Annotated in this window: 19 protein-coding genes; 5 read left to right on the top strand and 14 right to left on the bottom strand. The window is 49.0% G+C overall.

The window, feature by feature from the left end; all coding sequences use genetic code 11:
• Window positions 1-26: 26 nt before the first annotated feature.
• Entirely contained in the window at window positions 27-2,039 is a 2,013-nt protein-coding gene (locus tag KOG47_RS01630; protein WP_215243634.1) for a heavy metal translocating P-type ATPase, read from the bottom strand.
• A gap of 130 nt (window positions 2,040-2,169) precedes the next feature.
• On the opposite strand from KOG47_RS01630, the gene KOG47_RS01625 reads away from it, so the two are divergent.
• From KOG47_RS01625 to KOG47_RS01610, 4 genes are all read left to right on the top strand, one after another.
• Window positions 2,170-3,648, top strand: coding sequence for a multicopper oxidase family protein (locus KOG47_RS01625; RefSeq protein WP_251125265.1), 1,479 nt, complete (start codon window positions 2,170-2,172; stop codon window positions 3,646-3,648).
• A 155-nt stretch (window positions 3,649-3,803) separates the two neighbouring features.
• Window positions 3,804-4,949 (top strand): sensor histidine kinase, encoded by a 1,146-nt coding sequence (locus KOG47_RS01620; protein WP_215243633.1) that lies wholly within the window; start codon window positions 3,804-3,806, stop codon window positions 4,947-4,949.
• 96 nt (window positions 4,950-5,045) lie between these two features.
• Window positions 5,046-5,189, top strand: coding sequence for a hypothetical protein (locus KOG47_RS01615; protein WP_026825140.1), 144 nt, complete (start codon window positions 5,046-5,048; stop codon window positions 5,187-5,189).
• Window positions 5,190-5,280: 91 nt separating this feature from the next.
• Window positions 5,281-6,366 carry a GGDEF domain-containing protein gene (locus tag KOG47_RS01610; protein WP_196431250.1) on the top strand — a complete coding sequence of 362 codons (1,086 nt, stop codon included), beginning with the start codon at window positions 5,281-5,283 and terminating at the stop codon, window positions 6,364-6,366.
• Between the two features lie 39 nt (window positions 6,367-6,405).
• On the opposite strand, the gene KOG47_RS01605 is transcribed toward KOG47_RS01610, so the two are convergent.
• From KOG47_RS01605 to KOG47_RS01575, 7 genes are all read right to left on the bottom strand, one after another.
• Window positions 6,406-7,080: a glycerophosphodiester phosphodiesterase gene (locus KOG47_RS01605; protein ID WP_215243632.1), complete on the bottom strand. Its 675-nt coding sequence runs from the start codon at window positions 7,078-7,080 to the stop codon at window positions 6,406-6,408.
• 1 nt (window position 7,081) lies between these two features.
• Window positions 7,082-8,389: an ABC transporter substrate-binding protein gene (locus KOG47_RS01600; protein ID WP_074035774.1), complete on the bottom strand. Its 1,308-nt coding sequence runs from the start codon at window positions 8,387-8,389 to the stop codon at window positions 7,082-7,084.
• Window positions 8,390-8,405: 16 nt separating this feature from the next.
• Window positions 8,406-9,215 (bottom strand): carbohydrate ABC transporter permease, encoded by an 810-nt coding sequence (locus KOG47_RS01595; protein ID WP_215243631.1) that lies wholly within the window; start codon window positions 9,213-9,215, stop codon window positions 8,406-8,408.
• Complete coding sequence (locus KOG47_RS01590; RefSeq protein WP_214690443.1) at window positions 9,212-10,117, bottom strand: carbohydrate ABC transporter permease; 906 nt, start codon at window positions 10,115-10,117, stop codon at window positions 9,212-9,214. Before KOG47_RS01590 ends, KOG47_RS01595 begins: the two co-directional genes overlap by 4 nt.
• Window positions 10,114-11,205 carry an ABC transporter ATP-binding protein gene (locus tag KOG47_RS01585; RefSeq protein WP_159562953.1) on the bottom strand — a complete coding sequence of 364 codons (1,092 nt, stop codon included), beginning with the start codon at window positions 11,203-11,205 and terminating at the stop codon, window positions 10,114-10,116. Before KOG47_RS01585 ends, KOG47_RS01590 begins: the two co-directional genes overlap by 4 nt.
• On the bottom strand, window positions 11,202-11,798 hold the full coding sequence (locus tag KOG47_RS01580; RefSeq protein WP_074035768.1) for a glycerol-3-phosphate responsive antiterminator: 597 nt from the start codon (window positions 11,796-11,798) through the stop codon (window positions 11,202-11,204). The genes KOG47_RS01585 and KOG47_RS01580 overlap by 4 nt, the downstream gene beginning before the upstream one ends.
• Before the next feature lie 191 nt (window positions 11,799-11,989).
• Complete coding sequence (locus KOG47_RS01575; protein WP_215243630.1) at window positions 11,990-13,471, bottom strand: cryptochrome/photolyase family protein; 1,482 nt, start codon at window positions 13,469-13,471, stop codon at window positions 11,990-11,992.
• A 64-nt stretch (window positions 13,472-13,535) separates the two neighbouring features.
• Here KOG47_RS01575 and KOG47_RS01570 point away from each other — a divergent pair, with 64 nt between their 5' ends.
• A complete protein-coding gene (locus KOG47_RS01570; protein ID WP_159562956.1) occupies window positions 13,536-14,165 on the top strand; it encodes a class I SAM-dependent methyltransferase in 630 nt (209 codons plus the stop codon).
• Window positions 14,166-14,273: 108 nt separating this feature from the next.
• On the opposite strand, the gene KOG47_RS01565 is transcribed toward KOG47_RS01570, so the two are convergent.
• The 6 genes from KOG47_RS01565 to KOG47_RS01540 form a co-directional block, all read right to left on the bottom strand.
• Window positions 14,274-15,212 carry a sensor domain-containing diguanylate cyclase gene (locus tag KOG47_RS01565; protein WP_214736527.1) on the bottom strand — a complete coding sequence of 313 codons (939 nt, stop codon included), beginning with the start codon at window positions 15,210-15,212 and terminating at the stop codon, window positions 14,274-14,276.
• 137 nt (window positions 15,213-15,349) lie between these two features.
• A complete protein-coding gene (locus tag KOG47_RS01560) occupies window positions 15,350-16,045 on the bottom strand; it encodes an N-acetylmannosamine-6-phosphate 2-epimerase (protein WP_196431257.1) in 696 nt (231 codons plus the stop codon).
• A 5-nt stretch (window positions 16,046-16,050) separates the two neighbouring features.
• Entirely contained in the window at window positions 16,051-16,854 is an 804-nt protein-coding gene (locus tag KOG47_RS01555) for a MurR/RpiR family transcriptional regulator (RefSeq protein WP_012727332.1), read from the bottom strand.
• A 23-nt stretch (window positions 16,855-16,877) separates the two neighbouring features.
• Entirely contained in the window at window positions 16,878-18,416 is a 1,539-nt protein-coding gene (locus KOG47_RS01550) for a maltose/glucose-specific PTS transporter subunit IIC (RefSeq protein ID WP_159562958.1), read from the bottom strand.
• Between the two features lie 116 nt (window positions 18,417-18,532).
• Complete coding sequence (locus KOG47_RS01545) at window positions 18,533-18,811, bottom strand: hypothetical protein (RefSeq protein ID WP_012727334.1); 279 nt, start codon at window positions 18,809-18,811, stop codon at window positions 18,533-18,535.
• 58 nt (window positions 18,812-18,869) lie between these two features.
• The gene (locus KOG47_RS01540; RefSeq protein WP_196431260.1) at window positions 18,870-19,919 is read right to left on the bottom strand and encodes a C45 family autoproteolytic acyltransferase/hydrolase; all 1,050 of its coding nucleotides are present in this window, start codon (window positions 19,917-19,919) and stop codon (window positions 18,870-18,872) included.
• Window positions 19,920-19,941 lie beyond the last annotated feature (22 nt).

Below are 19,941 nucleotides of genomic sequence, written 5' to 3'. Positions count from 1 at the left end.
CATACTGACTAAAGGTGAAAGAAATGTTAAATCTTCAAAAGTCGAGCATTGATTGCGACAATAACTGTGCTTATACTCATCAAGACGGCACCGATGGCTGGGGACAAGATGATTCCAATCGGAGCCAGCACGCCTGCAGCAAGCGGGATGGCGACGATGTTATACCCGGCTGCCCACCACAAGTTTTGAATCATCTTACGATACGTGTTCTGTGAAAGCTCCAAAATCGATAGGACATCTTTCGGATTACTGCGGACGAGGACAATATCTGCCGTTTCGACGGCAACGTCTGTCCCGCTCCCGATTGCGATGCCGACATCCGCTTGTGCTAAGGCAGGTGCATCATTGATTCCATCTCCGACCATCGCTACTTTGCTGCCATCTTTTTGGACGTCTTTCACTTGGTTTGCCTTGTCGTCCGGTAATACTTCGGCATACACGTCATCGATACCGAGCTGACCCGCGACCCAATGCGCGACCTTCTCGTTGTCACCCGTCAACATGATCGAGCGAATGCCTTTTTCATGAAGTGCCTCGACGGTCTCCTTCGCTTCTTCCCTCACCAGATCGGCCATCGCAATCATCCCGACCCATTCTCCGTCTTTCAAAACAAAGACGACGGTCTTTCCTTCTTCCGAGAGTCGTGCAAACGTCTCCTCATCAATTTGAATGTGTTGATCGCGGATATGTCGCGGACTGACGACTTGAACACGCGCACCGTCAACCGTTCCTTCCAATCCGACACCTGTCATCGAACCGAAGTCGTCGACAGCCGCCAGTTTCAATTCCCGTCTCTCGGCTTCTCTTAAAATCCCTTGCGCGAGAGGATGTTGCGACTCACGCTCAACTGCTCCTGCGAGTTGCAACACGTCTTCTTCCTTATAAGACGAGCTCGCCTGTATGTCTGTGACTCCGAAATTCCCTTCCGTCAGCGTACCGGTCTTATCGAAAATGACGGCATCGAGTCGACGCGCCTCTTCAAATTGAGTCCGATTGCGGATGAGAAGACCTTGTTTCGCCGATAATGCTGTCGAAACAGCGACAACAAGAGGTGTCGCCAGTCCAAGTGCATGGGGACATGAGATGACCATGACCGTTACCATCCGTTCAACCGCCGTCCCGACCGAATATCCGAGCATGAACCAAACCGTGAACGTGATGACTCCAGCGGCAATTGCGATATAGAACAAATATTTTGCCGCCCGATTCGCCAAATTTTGAGCCCGTGACTTCGATTTTTGTGCCTCACTCACCAATTCAATCACTTTTGACAAGTACGTTCTTTCTCCCGTACCAATCGTTTCAATCGTCAAGCTCCCTTCTTGGTTGATCGAACCCGCAATGACATCTTCACCTTCTGTTTTTTCGACCGGTACCGATTCGCCGGTCAACATCGACTCGTCGATGGTCGTTCGTCCTTTGATGATTTTCCCGTCCACGGGTACCTGCTCCCCCGGTTTGACGAGGATTCGGTCTCCTTCCTTCAGTTCAGAGATGGGAACGTCTTCCGTTTCTTCCCCATTGATGCGATGCGCCTCGTTCGGGAGCAGTTGTACGAGTTGTTCTAACGCATTTGATGCCCCCATGACCGAACGCATCTCAATCCAGTGACCGAGTAGCATGATCACAATCAGTGAAGCGAGTTCCCAAAAGAAGTCATGCCCACTTCCGTATCCAAAGACGACAGCTGCGCTATAAAAGTAAGCGACGCTAATCGCCAAGCCAATGAGCATCATCATGCCCGGGCTACGCTCTCGTAGCTCTTCCACACTTCCTTTTAAGAACGGCCATCCGCCGTATACATATACAATCGTCGCCAATACAAATAAGATTGTCTTTTCAAGCGGAAAATCGAGTTCAAACCGCAGCCATTCTTGAATCATGTCCGATAACAATAAAATCGGAATCATCAGTCCGAGCGATATGAAGAAACGTCGTTTGAAATCATCAATCATATGCTCGTGTCCGTGTCCGCCATGATGAGACTCGTGACTTCCCTTATGATATTCATGATGTTGATCGTGTGCATGTTCCATCATTCATCCTCTCCTTTACACGAATTGTATACCCCCATATGGTATATAATTAAACAGATTTGGACTTTCATGTTTCTTTCACAATTAGGTGGTACAACAAAGTGAGGACTGAACAATGAAGGAGTGTTATAGAATGAAATCGAAAGGAATGTGGTTTCTGTTGACGGGGATTTTAATTGGGGGCATCTTCGTTTTACTAGTCGTCCTCTTCAACGGGACATGGAACCATAACAACAATATGGACCAAAATCATATGATGGGAAACGATTCGGCAACGGGTCAGATGGGACACGGAGCGAGGCAAGAGCTCCAAGCATCGGATGAACCGACACAGCCGCTTCCGATTCCGACCGCCTTACAGCCAGATCGTGTCACGGAAGACACGGTCTACTATACGGTGGAAGCAACTAAAGGCACGTCACAATTTTTCAAAGACGGCAAGAAATCGGAAACATTCGGTTATAATGGAGACTTACTCGGACCAATGATCGAGTTACCGAAAGGAAAAACAGTCGTAATCGATACCATCAATCGATTGGATGAACCGACAACGTTCCACTGGCACGGACTCGTCATTCCTGCCGACATGGACGGGGGACCTCATCAGACCGTCGCACCAGGTGAACGGGCACAAGTTCGACTCGACATCGACCAAGAACCTAGTACGCTGTGGTTTCACCCCCATCCGATGGGTTCGACAGCTGAACAAGTTTATAAAGGGCTTGCCGGTCTTCTTTATGTGACTAACGATACACCGAATGGTCTCCCGAATGAATATGGAGTCGACGACATCCCGCTCATTGTACAAGATCGACGCTTCACTCCTAACGGTGGGTTAGATTATGATGCCCATATGAACGTTGACGGAACGACCGGGGATACAATTCTTGCGAATGGAGCCATCAACACGACGTTCGACGTTCAAACCGAGACGTTACGTGTGCGACTAGTCAACGGTTCGAATGCGCGCGATTTTGATTTTACGTTATCTAACGAGGCCGAGATGACGCAGATTGCGACAGACGGAGGACCGTTAGAGCGCCCGATTCCCTTAAGAACCATCACGTTGACACCAGGTGAACGGGCCGAAGTGCTGATAGATTTTTCACAAGTTGAAGATGTCGCCGCCTTAAAAGCGGACGGAGTGACATTCACTACGTTTCGTGTCGGTGAACTCGACAAGGCGTCCATTAAGATTCCGGTGACCGAGACGATGGAGCGCTCGACAGATAAGACGGCAGATCGACGGCTCACCCTTTTTGGAATGGGTAACATGGTTTCAATCAACGGAAAGACCTATGATCCGGAGCGTATCGACATCGAAGCGAAACGCGGAGACACCAAGGTATGGGAAATTGAAAATAAACCAGATATGATGGGTGGGATGACACATCCCTTCCACATCCACGGCGTCCAGTTCCGAGTCATTAGTCGAGACGGCAACCCACCATCCGATCAGGAAAAAGGGTGGAAAGATACGGTAGCCGTCGCTCCAGATGAACGAGTAAAGATTGAAATCACCTTCACGAAAACCGGCACATTTATGTATCATTGCCACATCCTCGAGCATGAAGAAAATGGGATGATGGGACAAGTAAAAGTGACCGAATGACCGACACCTCTCTGTTCTATCAGCGGAGAGGTGTTTTGTATCCGTCCCGATTTCGATACGTTTCTGCTAGGACTATTGCCTGTATAGGGATTCCTTCTCGAATGTCGTATACTTATTGTGAATGCATGTACAAATGTTCGCGAGGAGGTAGGTCCATGCGCCGATTCCATAGGATTAGGCAGAAACGCTCCGCTCGTCAAAAACAGCAACGCCACACGTTCTCCATCGCTTCCATCGTGGAAGAAGTACAGGATGCGATGTGTTATATCGATTTCTCAAGATGTCGTCTGTATTCGAATGATTCTCTTCGGCAATGGTGCCCTTCGATGACAACACAATCTTTTGACACATTGGAAACATTGACTCGTTATTTATATGCCACGTTGGAACAGCATGGGGCGGATTCCGCACAAGTCATGCACCTCATCCAGGAATTGCTCGAATGTGCGACTGAAACGGATCCAAGGATGACCTCACGTCGTCTGCGCTTTAATGACAAGACGCTACATTTGATTTTCAACTTCACGCGCACACCACGTGGCGTTTTCATCATGTGGCGCGACCAAACAGAAGCTGTCCGCTTTGAAGAACGTAAAGACAGTTTCCTTGCCGAACTGTCTCATGATTTCCGCACGCCATTGACTGCCATCCATGGCTATACGGAGTTACTCATGACACGCCATCAAGGTTCGGAAAAGTCGTATCAGATGCTAACACAAGTCAAACAAGAATCGGAACGGCTGGAGCGGCTCGTCGATAATTTCCTCGATTATCAAAAAGAGCGCTACACGGCTGACCAACTGACCGTGACGACGTTCGCACTCCGTCCTCTTTTAGAGGATGTCATGTCGAGCTATCAGACGACCTCCCCGCTTCATACAGTGACATTTGAAACGAATGATGTCTCGATTCAAGCAGATGAAGAAAAGTTACGGCAATTGCTCCATAACCTCATTGGTAACGCCATCAAGTACTCTCCTGACGGCGGTACGGTCCATACGAGAGTATTTGAATGTGCTGGCACAATCATCTTATCTGTATCCGATACCGGCATCGGGATTCCGGAAGAAGCACTTCCATACGTATTTGATGAATATTACCGTGTCGAATCCGCTGCCCACCAATCGATCAAAGGAACCGGTCTCGGTCTACGAATCTGTAAACGAATCGCTGAAGCCCATGGTTGGGGAATTCATGCGGACTCGGTATACGGGGAAGGCACCACCTTTACGATCGAGCTCCACACCAGACAGAGTTGTTCATTGCAATCATCACCTAAACATTCGGTTTCGTTCGACTGATTTAATCGGTCGAACGTTTTTTAATTTGTTTCGATTCAAGAATGAAGCGCATTCGTTTTGGGAATAAAGAAGTGTCGAAGAGAGGAGGAAATGAAGATGAAACAACGTGGCTACTTATCGATTCCCGTCGCGGTCGTATTCGCCGTCGTTTTCGGGCTCACCCTCGATAATTGGTGGCTCGGCATTGGAATTGGCATCGCTATGTTTTTTGCGTTTCGAGGAACAAAGAAGAAAGCGTGAAAAGATAATGAACATTTACACACCTTCAGATTGACAATTATTTGAAGACTGCTACCGTTAATGTATAGTCTATGAAAAAGGTCGTGAAGGAATGACGCTCACCGTCTTGTTGCTCAATGCTTGTGTCGCATTCACCGGATTTTATATCATCTCGAAGATTTATCATTCTTCGCTTTTTAATTCGTACCGTCTTCGTAGTTCTGTGATTGGAATACTCGCCGGTGCACTCGGTCTGTTTTTGATGTATAACGCCGTAGAAGCTAACGATATGGTCCGTGTGGATTTACGTCACTTACCGCTCGTGTTGCTTGCTTTTTATGGTGCTCGTTTTCCTTTATTCATTGCGACACTTGTCATCGCCAGTACACGATTCTTGTTCGGAATGACCGAGCAGGCCATGATTGCATTTATCGCGACGTTCATCGTCAGCATCGGGATGCTCTGGATTCATCGGCTGCTTCGGGAGCGACTCTTCTTACAGAGTATCTTTTTGAACGTATGGGCGCTCTTCATTATTTCGATTGCCGTCTATATCAATATGGGTTGGAGCACAGCCTATGTATCCCTCGTCTTGTCCATTTGGATGATTGGCATGCTCGTCGGTCTACTCTCGAGCATCCTCACCATCGACCTAGAACAAACGACCCGCCGTGCCATCGAGTACAAACAGTCGTCTGAACGAGACCATTTGACCGGTCTATACAATCGACGTGTGTGGGATCGATATACGGCTTCCATCGGTCAAGAGAATCGGACGTACAATGTACTCGCGCTCGATATCGATCATTTTAAACATGTGAACGATACATATGGTCACGGAAACGGTGATCTCGTCTTACAACAGTTCGCCAACATCTTAAAAGTCGAGACGCGTGCCCATGACACTGTCGCACGAATCGGTGGCGAAGAATTCGTCATCTTGATGTACGACTTGACGCCAGAGAAGGTAGACAAAGTGGCCAACCGGATACGAGAACGGATTGCTGCTGAACTATTCCACTTGAACGATTTTCCACCGATTCAAATCACGACGTCCGTCGGGGTCGCACACGGGACCTCGCTCCCCATCAAGCGGATGGTAGATCTCGCTGATTCGGCGCTCTATCAAGCGAAAAACGAAGGGCGTAATCAAGTTGTCATCTCAACCTATGACACACCAGAACCGATCATGACATGAATGAACCCCGCTCCTTCTCAGGAGCGGGGTTTAGTCTACTCATTTTGTAAACCGTTCAACCTCATCTGTCATGATGGCCGAAACCGTTATCGGGGGAAGGTCCTTCACGTCGTTGATCGTGTAGAGCCGTGTCTCGAGCGTCGTCTGTTGTATCTGATCCCATGCTTTCGAACCGATAAATGCAGGCTGGGCGTGAATCGCCTCGGCCCGAATCGTTTCAGCGAACGAGACGGTGTCCGACTCACCCGTGAGTGTCAACACTGCAAGCCGGGCGACTGGTGCCGCATCTCGCATTCGGACGAGCGTTTCACGATTGAATGAGGAGAACACGACACGGTCACCGAGTTCAAACTCGTTGACAGCAAACCAAGCGAGACGTTCAATCCCTGGATACGCATATTGATCCGTCTTCAATTCGATGTTCAGGGTGACGTTGCTTCGTTCAATCAGTCCGAGCACCTCTTCTAACGTTGGGATGCGTTCATAGCCGTCAATCTTCAACTGGCGCAACTCCTGAAGCGTCATGTCTTTCACCCATCCCGTTCCATTTGTCGTCCGGTCGACGGTTTCGTCATGAATGACGACGAGACGCCCGTCCTTCGATAGCTGTACGTCCAGCTCGATTCCGTCCACATAGGGAAGAGCTGCCTCGAACGCGGACAATGTATTTTCCGGGTAATTGGCGCTATAGCCGCGATGTGCGTAAATCAACATGTCACTGCCCCAAGGTGGAAGTCGTCTCATCGGCCGCACGCTTCAATGCTTCTTCGACCGACACCCCTTGATACAAACTTTCCATCGCGTTGACGACACTTTGACGTGATTGCGGGAACGTCGAGATGAGCGCTCCTTGTGTCGCCGGTGATGGTTTCGTCTCACTGAGTTGGTCGACCGTCACTTTCAGTTGTGGATATTTCGCCCACATTTCTTTTACGATCGGTTCATTGTATGCTTCCGGATTGATGGCGAAGTAGCCTGTGTCAACATGCCACTGTGCTTGCGCTTCCGTTGAAGCGACATACTTCATGAACTCCCATGCGCCTTCTTTCGTCTCTTCGGCAATGCCATCACCCATCCAGAGCGATGCCCCGCCGATGACGACGCCTTGACGCTCCGCTTCATTCGGTACCGGTAAGTACGATGCGCCGATTTCAAAGTCCGCGTTGTCTGCTACCGTACGGATTCCTGCTGACGAATCAAGGTACATGGCAACTTTTCCAGATTGGAATGCCGCGCGCATGTCGTCCCAGTTTTGACCGACGTTTAGGAATGTCTTCTCATCGTACATCTCTTTGATGAGATTGAACGCGTTCTGTCCTTCTTCGCCATCAAACACGGCTTTCGTCGGGTCTCCGCTTCGTCCATTGTCATTGTCGACATACAGTCCACCTTGTGCGGCCAAGAGCTGTTCAAAGAACCAACCGTAGTTGAGCATCGTGAAGCCGGTCTGACCGTCCGTTGTCAACTTCTTCGCCGCCTCTTTCAACTCGTCATATGTGCGTGGTGCTTTCTCTGGATCGAGCCCTGCTTTTTCAAACGCCTCTTTGTTATAGATGAGGATCGGTGTCGAGGAGTTGAACGGCATCGAGTATTGCTTCCCATCGACCTGATAATAACTCAAGATGTTCTCTTCCCATACGCTCGTGTCAAAATCCTCTTTGTCGATGAACTCTTGAACTGGTGTGATTTTGTTCGAATCGATCATGTATTTCGTCCCGACCTCGAACGTCTGCATGATGGCTGGAGCGTCTTCCGAACCGGCGACCGCATTGAATTTCGTCAACGCTTCCTCATATGTTCCTTGGAAGACCGGTTTGACTTCATAGTCGTCTTGCGAAGCGTTGAACGCGTCGACTTGACTGTTTAAAGCCGTCTCCAAGTCCCCACTCATCGCATGCCAAAAGACGACCTCTGTCTTTCCGTCTTCTGTCGTCGCCGCGACTGGTGCCGCTTCTTCACTGCCACATGCCCCGAGTAATAACACCGAACTTGCCAACCCTGCGAATAATCCTAACTTTTTCATTTGTCATATCCCCCTATTATTTGATAGCGCCTTGCGTCAATCCTTCTTGCAAGTGCTTTTGTCCTGCGAACAACAATACAAGTGTCGGAATGATAATCAAGATGACTGCTGCCATGACGACGCCCCAATCCGAGGCGACTTCGTTCGACTGCATCTGTTTGATGCCGATTTGGACCGTCCGCGCCTGTTCCGTGTTCGTGACGAGAAGCGGCCATAAGTACATATTCCAAGTCGTCAAAAAGCTATACACCGACAATGTGACGAGCGGTGTCTTCGAGACCGGCAAGACGACGTTCCAAAAGAATCGGAAGCGACTGATCCCGGCAACTTGGGATGCCTCGTACATTTCATACGGAATCGTTTTGAACTGTTGCCGAAGTAAAAACGTCCCGAATGCGAGTGCGAAGAACGGCACAGACAGTCCCCAAACACTATTCAGCCAACCGAGCGACTGGATTGTCAAAAAGTTCGGGACCATCGTCGCTTCCCATGGCACCATCATCGTTGCCAGGAAGAGCATAAAGATGAGCCCTTTTCCTTTAAAGTCGATGAAGACGAACGCGAATGCTGCAAGACTCGATAATACTACCTGTCCGACCATCACGAGGAGCGCGACAATCAAACTGTTGAGCAGGTACGTCATCATCGGGATGCGTTCGAACGCGGCCACATAGTTTTCCAATGAAGGTTCACGTGGAAGGAGATGTCCCTGGAGCACTTCCTTCCCGTCCATCAGACTGATCGAAAACGCATAGGCGATTGGAAACAGCATGACGACGGCACTCAAGATGAGTAAGACATAGACGCCTATATTCCGTAATCTCATTGGTAATGCACCTTCCTTTCGACCAGTTTGAACTGTAGCCACGTCAACAGAAGGACGGCGATGAATAAGAGCACGGCCTGGGCACTGGCACTGCCGACGTTATAATTGATAAACGCATCTTTGTAGATGGCATAGACGATGACATTCGTCGCATTCGTCGGTCCACCTTTCGTCAATAAATCAATCTGTCCAAACGTCTGGAAGGCGTTGATCAGCGAGATGATCCCGACGAAGAAAAGTGTCGGTGACAACATCGGGATGGTGATGGCCCGAAGTTGCGTCCAATAACTCGTCCCGGCAATGTCCGCACTCTCATACAACGTCCGATCGATGTTCTGCAGACCGCCGAGTAGAATCAAGAACGTGAAGCCGATATTCATCCAAACGGTCGCAAGTGACACGGAAAGGAGCGCATATTGTGGATCGAGGAGCCACTGTACACCGCTTGCCCCCACTGCCTCGAGAAACCGGTTGAAGATACCGATCGACGGATTATACATGAACATCCAAATGACCGATGACGCCGCGACGCTCATCCCCATCGTCGCCGAGAACGCCGTCCGAAAAATACCGATCCCTTTCAGTTTCTCATTGGCGAGGAGTGCGAGACCGAGCGCAATCAAAATCGTGAGCGGGACCGTCAAAAGGACGAATCCGACTGTCGCCTGAATGCTTTGCCAAAATGCCGCACTCGTGAACAAATTGCTATAGTGCCCGACTCCGACAAAGTCGAGTGGTGTCCCCTGTGTGTCGGTCCGGAAAAAGCTTAAATAAATCGTTCGCAACAGTGGATAGACGAGGAAGACACCAAACAAGATGATAGACGGAGACAAGTACAACAATCCGCTCGCTGCGTCAGATAGCCGCGTCCGGACTTTCTCTCTCGGTAAGGCGACCGTCATTGGAACACCTCCAACGCCTCAAACAGTTTCGGTTGTCGTGGCTCAATGCGCTGTCCGTTCGTATCAAATAGCGACATCTGTTTCGGATCCACATAACACGCCACTTTTTCGCCGACCGTGAGCGGCCATTGCCCCGGCCATTTTGCCAACCATTCATTCCCCCCGATGTCAAAAGCGAGAATTGTCTCGGTCCCGAGCACTTCAATATTCTTCAGTTCTGCGTAAAACGTCACATCTTCATCCGCCGGCTTGATTTGCTCAGGACGGACACCGAGTGTCGCCTGTGACATCTCCGTCAATGTGTTCGGATCAAACATTCGCCCGTCTGATGCCATCCAGCCTTTTTCTTGTCGTGTCACGTCGACTAGATTCATCGGAGGTGATCCGATGAAAGAAGCGACGAATGTATTCGCTGGTTTATTGTATAGGTCGAGCGGCTTCCCGACTTGTTGCACTTCCCCCTCATTGAGGAGCATGATGCGGTCTGCCATCGTCATCGCCTCGACTTGGTCGTGGGTGACATAAATCATCGTCAATCCGAGTTTGCGCTGTAACTGACGGATCTCTGAACGCATCTTTGCCCGTAGTTTCGCATCCAAGTTCGAAAGCGGCTCATCCATCAGGCAAATGGGTGCCTCGGTCACGATGGCACGTGCCAAGGCGACACGCTGTCGCTGACCACCGGAGAGTTCGCGCGGTTTCCGTTTTAAGTAATCGGTGAGCCCGAGTGTCTCCGCCGCCTGTAGGCAACGCTCCCGCTGTTCAAGCTTCGTCAGTCCTTTCGTATGTAGACCGAACGTGATATTTTTCTCAACCGTCATATGTGGGTAAAGGGCATAGTTTTGGAACACCATCGACAAGTGACGCTCACTCGGCTTCATCCCGTTTGCTGCCACTCCGTCGATGCGAAGCGTTCCGCTTGTGATGGATTCGAGCCCGGCTATCATCCGAAGCATCGTACTCTTCCCGCAGCCGGACGGACCGACGAGTGCGAAGAACTCTCCTGCTTCAATCGTCACGTCAATCCCTCGAATGACTTCCGTCTCCCCGAATGATTTCGCCAGTTGTTGTAGTTGTATCGATTTCATGCTAATTCCTCCTTCTGACTTTGTACGTGCCAAAGTCGTTCATCCCCGGTCGATACGGCGAATGCCCCATGATCGAGGGCGCGATGCACGTCAATCGGTTGACGAATCATGCCACCTGTCACAATCGGAAAAGAGACGTCCCGGGAAATCTTCTCGACGACGCTCGGAATCAGACCAGGCATGAGTTCAATCGCATCCGGTTGTTGCGCCTCGGCGAGCTTGAGCCCGCTCGTGACCGCGTCCGAGTCGACGAGAAAGAGTCGTTGTACCGTCAAGAGCCCCGCTCGCTTCGCATGCTGGAGCACGGATGCTTTCGTCGTGACAATCCCATCGGCGCCGACACGTTTGGCGAGGTAATCGATCCCGTCCCGGTCGAGGCTGATGCCATTGATTCGCTCAGCGTGGAGGAAGACCGTTCGATTCTCTCGCTTCAAGTGCGCCACATAGCGGTCGAGTGTACTGAGCGTTCCCATCATGAGAAACGTCGTCGTCACATCTGTCCGTAAAAACGCCTCGATTTGTTTTGGACTTTTGATGGAGGCAATCATCCGTTCTTGTCCGATTCGTGCAATCGCTTCATTCACTTGAATCATCCTCTCTTCAAAAAAGGACCAACAGAAACGACACGTCATCGACGTACGGGCTTCTGTTGGTCTCTCAAAGGTTCTACCGGTAACTATTCACTTGGAGTGAGGGGGTCTCACAGCTCCTATCGTAACGAACGATTGTAAAGACACGATAAAGAAATCGCAAAGTTTCATGAAGAGAACGTAAAAAAACCGATTCACGGGGAATCGGTCAACGTCTGTTCGGCTTTCGCTAAGATATCGGATTTCACATCATCATCCCGTCCTTGCCAATTGCGGACCATCATCTTCATCCGCTGGTTGTTCGAGAATCGTTCCTCGTGACGATCGATGAACCGCCAATAGAGGGCGTTGAACGGACAGGCGTCGTCTTCTGTCGTATGTTTCGGGTTGTATGCGCAATCCCGACAGTAGTCACTCATCCGGTCGATATATTTTCCGGAAGCGACATACGGTTTTGTGGCGAGCTTTCCACCGTCCGCATGAAGGGCCATCCCAAGAACGTTCGGTAAGACGACCCAGTCATAGGCATCGATGTACATCTCGTTGAACCAGTCGCTCGTCTGTTGCGGTGAAATCTCGAACAATGTCGCATAGTTTCCGAGCACCATCAGTCGCTGGATATGATGATTGTGGGCATGCGCGACGACCGGTTTCAAACTTTGATGCAGACAGTTCAAATCCGTCTTCGCATCCCAGAAGAAGGACGGTAAGTCGCGTTCATGCTTGAACGTGTTCACGTCTTCATAACCGGGCATGACAGCGAGATAGACGGCGCGCATATATTCCCGCCAACCGAGGATTTGCCGGACGAATCCTTCAATCGACGATAGCGGTGCATCCGCCTGACATGCCGCATCAACGACTTCACGCGGTGTCAGTAGACCGATATTGATGGCAGCTGACAACAGGCTGTGCGACATCTCGGGTTCATCCGTCATCATCGCATCTTGATACGGGCCGAACGTCTCAAGACGCTCTTCTACGAACCGTTTTAGCGCACGTCTCGCCTCATGATGTGTGACCGGCCAATGGAACCGGGTCACCTCTCCTGGATGCTCCGAGAACGTTGACTCGACTTTTTCGATGACGTCTTTCGTGATCGAATCTGGACGGAAATGGATGGCAGATGGAAACGATAGTCCTTCTTTCGGTGGTTTTCGGTTATCCGTATCAAATGACCATTTTCCACCGCGAGGCTTCCCGTCTTCGAGTAATACGTCGAATCGCTTACGCATGTAACGATAAAAACGATCCATCCGCCACGGTTCATTTCCGAGCGTCTCGGTCGCTTCCTTTTTTGATAAGTAGAAGAGCGGGACATCCGTATGTTCGACAAGGTGATGTTTCTTACCGAACTGTTTCAGTTTTTTCGCCATCGGTTCGTCCGTGACGGCGGTGATATGAATTTCGTCCGGATTGTACTGTTTCACATGGTTGTCCCACGCCTCTTGGAACGAATCCGCTTCGTGGTAATCTACGGTATATCCTTTATCACGCAATTCTTCCGCAAAGTGGCGCATCGCAGAGAAGATCAGGACGAGCTTTTGTTTATGGTACGGACGCCACGATGCGCGTGATGTCGCCTCAATCATGACGATGACGTCATCTTCTTTCATATCCTTCAACATCGCAAGTTCGTGCGAGAGTTGGTTGCCGAGTATCCAAAATGAACGCATGTTGTTGACTCCTTTGTCTCATCGATGTGCTACAATCGAGCTACTTTCGAAGTGAGGTGATGATGTGTTACCACAAGTGCTACTGAAATGGATTGACAGTCAATACGAGAATCCAAGGGGTCCCGTCGGAAAGTATATCGGGGAAAAGATGGTACGCCAACACCGGGTCGAAGTCGAATGGACGATTGAACAGTTAGACATTCAACCTGGTACAACCGTTCTAGAGCTCGGGTGCGGGGCCGGCGATGCGATGGCGACCATCCTTCAACGACATCCTGACGTACATGTCATGGGTCTCGACCGTTCGAAGACGATTCTCGATTCAGCACGACAGCGTAATCATGCTTCGATGCAAACAAAACGGGCAAAGTTGATTCAAGGAGATTTGCATCAATTTGAGATGATGGACGCATCCGTCAATCACGTGTTCAGCGTTCACACACTATATTTCTGGAGAGATGTCACGACCGTTCTGTCTGAAATCGAACGCGTCTTGAAACCGAATGGCACATTTGTCATCACCTACTGTGACGGGAAAGGTGATGTCGAATGGAACGACATCTCCGATATGATTCGGAATCAATTTATCCCCGCAGCGGTGAGTCTCGGATTCAAGGACGTATCGGTACAACGTGGACCGGACTCCCGTGATTATCATACGGTCGCCGTTACGGGATGCAAACCGAACTCTTAATCACTACCCGTTTTTCATTCGATCCTTTCACGCCAATCGGTTCGTTGGTGCTGAATGCGAAAACAGAAGGCTAAACCAATCGTAATCCATCGGTTTAGCCTTCTGACGTTATTTATAAAACTTGTACGTGTTCTTCCCGCTCGATTTAGATTGATACAGTGCAATGTCTGCCTCTTTCAACAATCGACCGAGGTCCGCCTGTTCGTCGGAATCATATTGAGCGATGCCGATGCTCGCTGATAACGGGAGATGGTCGTCCCATTCTTTCAATACAGACAAGATTTGTTCAGCATACCCAATGACAGTCTCTTTTGATAACGCATGTGCGATTTTTATAAGAAATTCATCCCCACCTAAACGATACACTCTCGAATCAGGTATCGGCTCCATCAAACGTCTCAGACGAAGCGCCACTTCTTTCAAGACGAGGTCCCCTTCATCATGACCGAATGTGTCATTCACCCATTTGAACCCATCTAAATCAATCAAGAACAGTGCCCCACCTTGATTCGGATTCGTCTCAAAATAGTTATTCAAGTAATGTCGGTTATAAAGATCCGTCAATTCATCCCGTGAGGCACGACGTTCGAGTTCTAAATAGTAACTGAACATACGAACCACGCGCTTCAACAAGCGGACACTTTTTGAATCGTACTGGGCGCTTTTATGATTGGCGACACAGAGCGTACCGAAAATATCCCCGTTCTTCGTCAGAATCGGGATTCCCAAATACGACTTGATGTTCACTTCGCGCAGTAATGCCTGAAGTCGCGTCGATTCAATCTGCGATTCGATGTCTTCATACATCAAAACTTCTCGTTGATTGAAATCGATTCGATTACATACCGTATCCTTCAAATCAAAGGACATGCCTTCTTCAAGTAGGATAGGAGAATCTTGTGAGGACAGTTTGAGTATATGTTGGGTGTCATTCTCAATTGACGTGAGATAGACTAGTTTATCTGGTACTATTTCTTTTGCTAACTCAATCAAGTCAATCGCTAGCTCATCGAAATTCCGATACATTTGAAACTCATATGAGTGCATATGGCACCTCCACGCTAAAAATCATCCACACTCATTATATCGAACAGTTTGGTCTTTCCCTGTACCGATATATAAAAAATACCTCACGACGTCCATCGCGTCGTGAGGTATTGAATAGCGTCCTGATTGATTCATTCTTACAGCGAACTCTTCACACTCGAAGTGAGCGCTGCATCGAATCGTGCCGTGATTTGATGCGGACGGGTGATGGCTCCCCCTACAACGACCGCGTGCGTTCCTAAATCCATACAACGCTTTGCCATCTCAGGTGTCAAAATATTCCCCTCGGCCACGACCGGCTGTGTCACGTGATCTAACACATCTTTTAAAAACTTGAAATCATCATGGTAGAGAAGAGATCCTTTCGTTTCGTCTGTATATCCGTGCAAAGTTGTCGAGATATAGTCGAAACCAAGGCGATCCGCCTCAATGCAGTCCTCGAGGGTCGCGCAATCAGCCATCAACAATTGATTCGGATAAATCGAGCGGATAGCGTGAACCAGTTCTTGGAGTGACAGGTTTCCCGGACGAGGACGCTTTGTCGCGTCGAGCGCGATGGCGTCCACACCGACTTCCATCAATTCCTCGATCTCTTTCATGGTCGCTGTGATGAACACGTCACTATCTTCATAGTCACGTTTGACGATACCAATAATCGGAACAGTCACGTGTTTTTTTATTTCTTGAATATCCCTCGCTGAATTGGCTCGAATTCCTTTGGCGCCACCTTGAACGGCCGCAATAGCCATCCGTCCCATAATGAATTCACTATGGAGCGGTTCACCTTCTAAAGCCTGGCACGAAACAATCAATCCAGTCGGTAACGTTATCATAATAGTTATTCACTTCTTTCTTTTAAACGATCAAGCGCTTTAAGTGTTTGTAGATAATGCGCTTTTAATGCTTCATTCGTCTCCATCAATGTCTTCGTCACCGCGTCGGCTGTGAAGAGAAGTGGGAGTTGTGTATTAATCAAGAATGCCTCACCGGAGGCACCGGCAGTCAACAACCGATAGTCGACAAGTTCAGCAAGTGGTGAATGTTGATAACCGACGAATGCAACTGTCGTACACCCCGACTCTTTCGCGAGTTGCATCGCCTGGACGACTTCTCGACTTTCTCCACTATTCGAAAAGGCAATGACTACGTCTTCTGACGTGACAATCGATGCGTCCATGACCATGCTGTGACTGTCGAAAGCGGTAGTCGCCAACAATCCCATCCGTCTCAATCTGTATTCCATTTCCTGTGCCACTAGTCCGGCGTTGCCTAATCCGTATAAGTGAACGGATCGGCTCGATGTAATCTCTTTACAAATCGCAAGTAGTTCATCCTGATCAATTAAATGAGCGGTCGTCTGAATCAATTCAATGTATGACCGCTGCATCGGTTCGAGCGAAGTCGTTTGGGGCAAATTCGTTTCCGTCAACGTCTTTTGCATCATGAGCTTCAGTGAACTATAACTTCCCACTCCGATTTTTTTGCAAAACCGCGTGATTGTCCCTGGTGAAGTCGCAATCGCATTTGCTAAATCGGTAATGTTCATTTCGATTGCCTCATTCATGTTCGCCATCAGATAATCCGCAATCTTTTTCTCACTGCCCGTCATTTCTGAATACACGTGTTTTATTTGCTCCCACACGGTTCTTCCCTCCAACACATTCGTTATTCGCCCCGGCCTAACGCCTCTTGGACTTCATTCTTAATAATTGTAACAGAAGGACCGTAGATTACTTGAATTCCATTCCCTTTTTGAACCACCCCGTGAGCGCCCGTCTCTTTCAACAAGTCTTCACGGACATGTTGATTGTCGTTGACGGTGACGCGGAGGCGTGTCGCGCAGCAGTCGACCGTCTCAATATTGTCGTCGCCACCTAGTGCCGCAATGATGGCTGACGTACGATCCGACGCCGCAACGTCTGCTGTTTTTACTGTCTCATCCGATCGTCCAGGTGTCATGAAATTGAACTTTGTGATGAGGAAACGGAACGTTACGTAGTAGAGCAAGAACCAGAAGGCACCGATGACCGGTACGAGCATCCAGTTCGTCTTGTCATTCCCTTGTAAGACCCCGAATAAGATAAAATCAATGAACCCACCAGAGAATGTTTGACCAATCGTAATCTCAAAGATGTGAGCCATCATAAAAGCAAGTCCATCAAAGATAGCATGTACTAGATAGAGGACCGGCGCGACAAACAAAAATGCGAATTCGAGTGGCTCTGTGATTCCCGTCAAGAATGAGGTGAGTGCTGCCGAGAACAAGAGCCCGAACACGACTTTCTTTTGCTCCGGCTTTGCACAGTGATACATGGCAAGCGCCGCACCGAGAAGACCAAACATCATCGTAATGAATCGACCCGACATAAATCGTGCTGTTCCTTCATAGAATTGTGTCGTGTTCGGGTCAGCCAACTGCGCGAAGAAAATCTTTTGTGTTCCTTCGATCAATGTTCCGTCAATGACCATCGAGCCCCCGAGCCCAGTGGTCCAAAACGGAATGTAGAAGATATGGTGCAATCCAAATGGTCCAAGCATCCGAAGGACGAACCCATAAATAAATGTTCCGATATATCCTGTTTTTTCAACGAGACCACCTAACGAGAAAATCCCGTTCTGCACCGTCGGCCAGATGAAGTAGAGCCCAATCCCTACACCAATCGCAACGAATGACGTGATGATTGGGACAAAACGTGATCCGCTGAAGAACCCGAGGAACTGTGGAAGCACTTGCTTGTTGTAGCGGTTATGCAAGAGCGCCGTGACAATCCCAATCAAGATCCCACCGAACACACCAGTTTCAAGCGTTTGAATTCCGAGCGCCATCCCTTGACCGGCACTCGCTAAGTTCGTTTCCATCAACTCTCCAGTAATCTGAAGCATTGCGTTGATGGTCGCATTCATAATCAAATACCCAAGCATCGCTGCCAATCCGGCCGTTCCTTTATCAGACTTCGCGAGTCCGACAGCGACACCGATGGCAAACAACACAGCCAAGTTCGCGAATACAATCGAACCGGCAGCCGCCATAATGGTGAATAGATGTTGCAACCAGTCGATGTCGAGGAACGGGTACGCTTGCACCGTATTCGGGTTAGACAAGGCGCCCCCAATTCCTAACAGTAGTCCAGCGGCCGGTAAGACAGCAATCGGCAACATGAACGATTTCCCGAATTGTTGCGCTCGTTCAAAGAGACGTGACATGAATAAATCCTCCTTAAAATCATTTTCACCTGAATCATAATATGAAAAATATTTTTATGCAAGCGTTTACGGTAAAAAAGATTTTAAAAAGAGTGACCTCGTTTGGTCACTCCAGATTACCCTCGACTTTTCCGCGTCAACGTCAATCCACCAAATCCACTGATGACAGCGATGTAAAATCCTAAATCATAGAACCAGCCGGTATTGTTCACTTCATACACACGATACGTATCATTGAATAATCCTAAAATGAGTGAGATCGGTGCAATCCATCCGTGCCAAATACCCCAGAAAAAACCTGCCGGATCCGTCGTGTACGTCCCGTCACCCGGAACACAACCTCCGAGTAGTGTAACAAGTGTCAGCATGATGAGTATGATTCCAAATCGTTTCATCTTTCATCCCTCCTATAATGGGTATTCCCGTTTCTCCTAAAAAAAGCACTGACAAACGTCAGCGCCAAAGTTGAACCGTATTCGCAAACTCGATATCTGTCGCCAATTCACCGTCAAGTGCATGAAGATCGAAATCTTCCCCATCGAGCCATTTTTGGAAGTCGAAGATGACCGGGTCACGGTCTCCACCGAGCGCAAACCAGGTCTCGAGCGTTTCAGGGAAATAAGCAGCCGTATGAATCGTTCCCGCCCAACTCTTGTACAATTCTGAAAAGACGCCCTTGTCGGTGTCGTTCATGAGACGGAATGCGCTCTCCGCATCTTGAATCAAGTGTTGCACGACTTTGATTTCCATCATGCGACGAGTCGAATCATCAAGATGATAGCGATTCTCGTGTTGGAGTAGTTCAAAATGGTTTGTACAGATATTCGATTCCCGTACTTGGATGTCTCGAGGCGTCGCCTCGATTACACGTGTTTTCGATGATTTGTCATGGACGACGTATGTGAATGACCCGCGATGCGGAATCTCTTTTAATAAATCGACTGCTTCTTCCACCGTCGCACATGTTTCTAGAATGATTCGTCCAATCATTTGACAGACAAACCCGTCCCCGGGTCGACGACGATTGATGAAATTGTAGCCCATGGCAAGTCCTTTTTCATTCATTCCGTCCATACGTCCGGTGACACGAGAGACCGGTCCGATGACCGCATACCCGTCATCCGGTTGAAAGACGTTGTATCGACCGTCATACGTCATCGGGTGATAATCGTAATTCCGAACGAGAAAGTTATCCCCCGTCAAAATCGAACAGCCGCTGATTGGATTGTTGACTCGAAAATGTCCGAAATGAAGTAACGTGTCATTGAGCGACAGCTTCAGCTCATCTTGTAACCCAATCAACTCTTCCCAAATCTTTGGAGCAAATTCATCGAAGGCAGCCTTTGCCTCAGTGGCATCAATCTCAAATCGCGGAACGCGTAGTTTCCACTGATCCGTCCGATTTTCGAGCAATTGACTGCGCTTAATATATTTTCCTTGAAATCGTCCGAAGTCATAATGACTTCCCCGAAACTGTGTCAGTTCACTAGAGAATTGTTGCATGAAAAAACCTCCCTTGCGCCCA

The sequence above is a fragment of the Exiguobacterium sp. s121 genome (genome assembly GCF_018617245.1).
Classification (GTDB): domain Bacteria; phylum Bacillota; class Bacilli; order Exiguobacteriales; family Exiguobacteriaceae; genus Exiguobacterium; species Exiguobacterium profundum.
This window is presented reverse-complemented; position numbering and strand designations above follow the sequence as displayed.

Excerpts from the sequence above, each read along its gene's own strand:
- KOG47_RS01630 (WP_215243634.1), bottom strand. The coding sequence starts at position 2,039 with ATGATGGAACATGCACACGATCAACATCATGAATATCATAAGGGAAGT.
- KOG47_RS01625 (WP_251125265.1), top strand. The coding sequence starts at position 2,170 with ATGAAATCGAAAGGAATGTGGTTTCTGTTGACGGGGATTTTAATTGGG.
- KOG47_RS01620 (WP_215243633.1), top strand. The coding sequence starts at position 3,804 with ATGCGCCGATTCCATAGGATTAGGCAGAAACGCTCCGCTCGTCAAAAA.
- KOG47_RS01615 (WP_026825140.1), top strand. The coding sequence starts at position 5,046 with ATGAAACAACGTGGCTACTTATCGATTCCCGTCGCGGTCGTATTCGCC.
- KOG47_RS01610 (WP_196431250.1), top strand. The coding sequence starts at position 5,281 with ATGACGCTCACCGTCTTGTTGCTCAATGCTTGTGTCGCATTCACCGGA.
- KOG47_RS01605 (WP_215243632.1), bottom strand. The coding sequence starts at position 7,080 with ATGTTGATTTACGCACATCGCGGCTATAGCGCCAATTACCCGGAAAAT.
- KOG47_RS01600 (WP_074035774.1), bottom strand. The coding sequence starts at position 8,389 with ATGAAAAAGTTAGGATTATTCGCAGGGTTGGCAAGTTCGGTGTTATTA.
- KOG47_RS01595 (WP_215243631.1), bottom strand. The coding sequence starts at position 9,215 with ATGAGATTACGGAATATAGGCGTCTATGTCTTACTCATCTTGAGTGCC.
- KOG47_RS01590 (WP_214690443.1), bottom strand. The coding sequence starts at position 10,117 with ATGACGGTCGCCTTACCGAGAGAGAAAGTCCGGACGCGGCTATCTGAC.
- KOG47_RS01585 (WP_159562953.1), bottom strand. The coding sequence starts at position 11,205 with ATGAAATCGATACAACTACAACAACTGGCGAAATCATTCGGGGAGACG.
- KOG47_RS01580 (WP_074035768.1), bottom strand. The coding sequence starts at position 11,798 with ATGATTCAAGTGAATGAAGCGATTGCACGAATCGGACAAGAACGGATG.
- KOG47_RS01575 (WP_215243630.1), bottom strand. The coding sequence starts at position 13,471 with ATGCGTTCATTTTGGATACTCGGCAACCAACTCTCGCACGAACTTGCG.
- KOG47_RS01565 (WP_214736527.1), bottom strand. The coding sequence starts at position 15,212 with ATGCACTCATATGAGTTTCAAATGTATCGGAATTTCGATGAGCTAGCG.
- KOG47_RS01560 (WP_196431257.1), bottom strand. The coding sequence starts at position 16,045 with ATGATAACGTTACCGACTGGATTGATTGTTTCGTGCCAGGCTTTAGAA.
- KOG47_RS01550 (WP_159562958.1), bottom strand. The coding sequence starts at position 18,416 with ATGTCACGTCTCTTTGAACGAGCGCAACAATTCGGGAAATCGTTCATG.
- KOG47_RS01545 (WP_012727334.1), bottom strand. The coding sequence starts at position 18,811 with ATGAAACGATTTGGAATCATACTCATCATGCTGACACTTGTTACACTA.
- KOG47_RS01540 (WP_196431260.1), bottom strand. The coding sequence starts at position 19,919 with ATGCAACAATTCTCTAGTGAACTGACACAGTTTCGGGGAAGTCATTAT.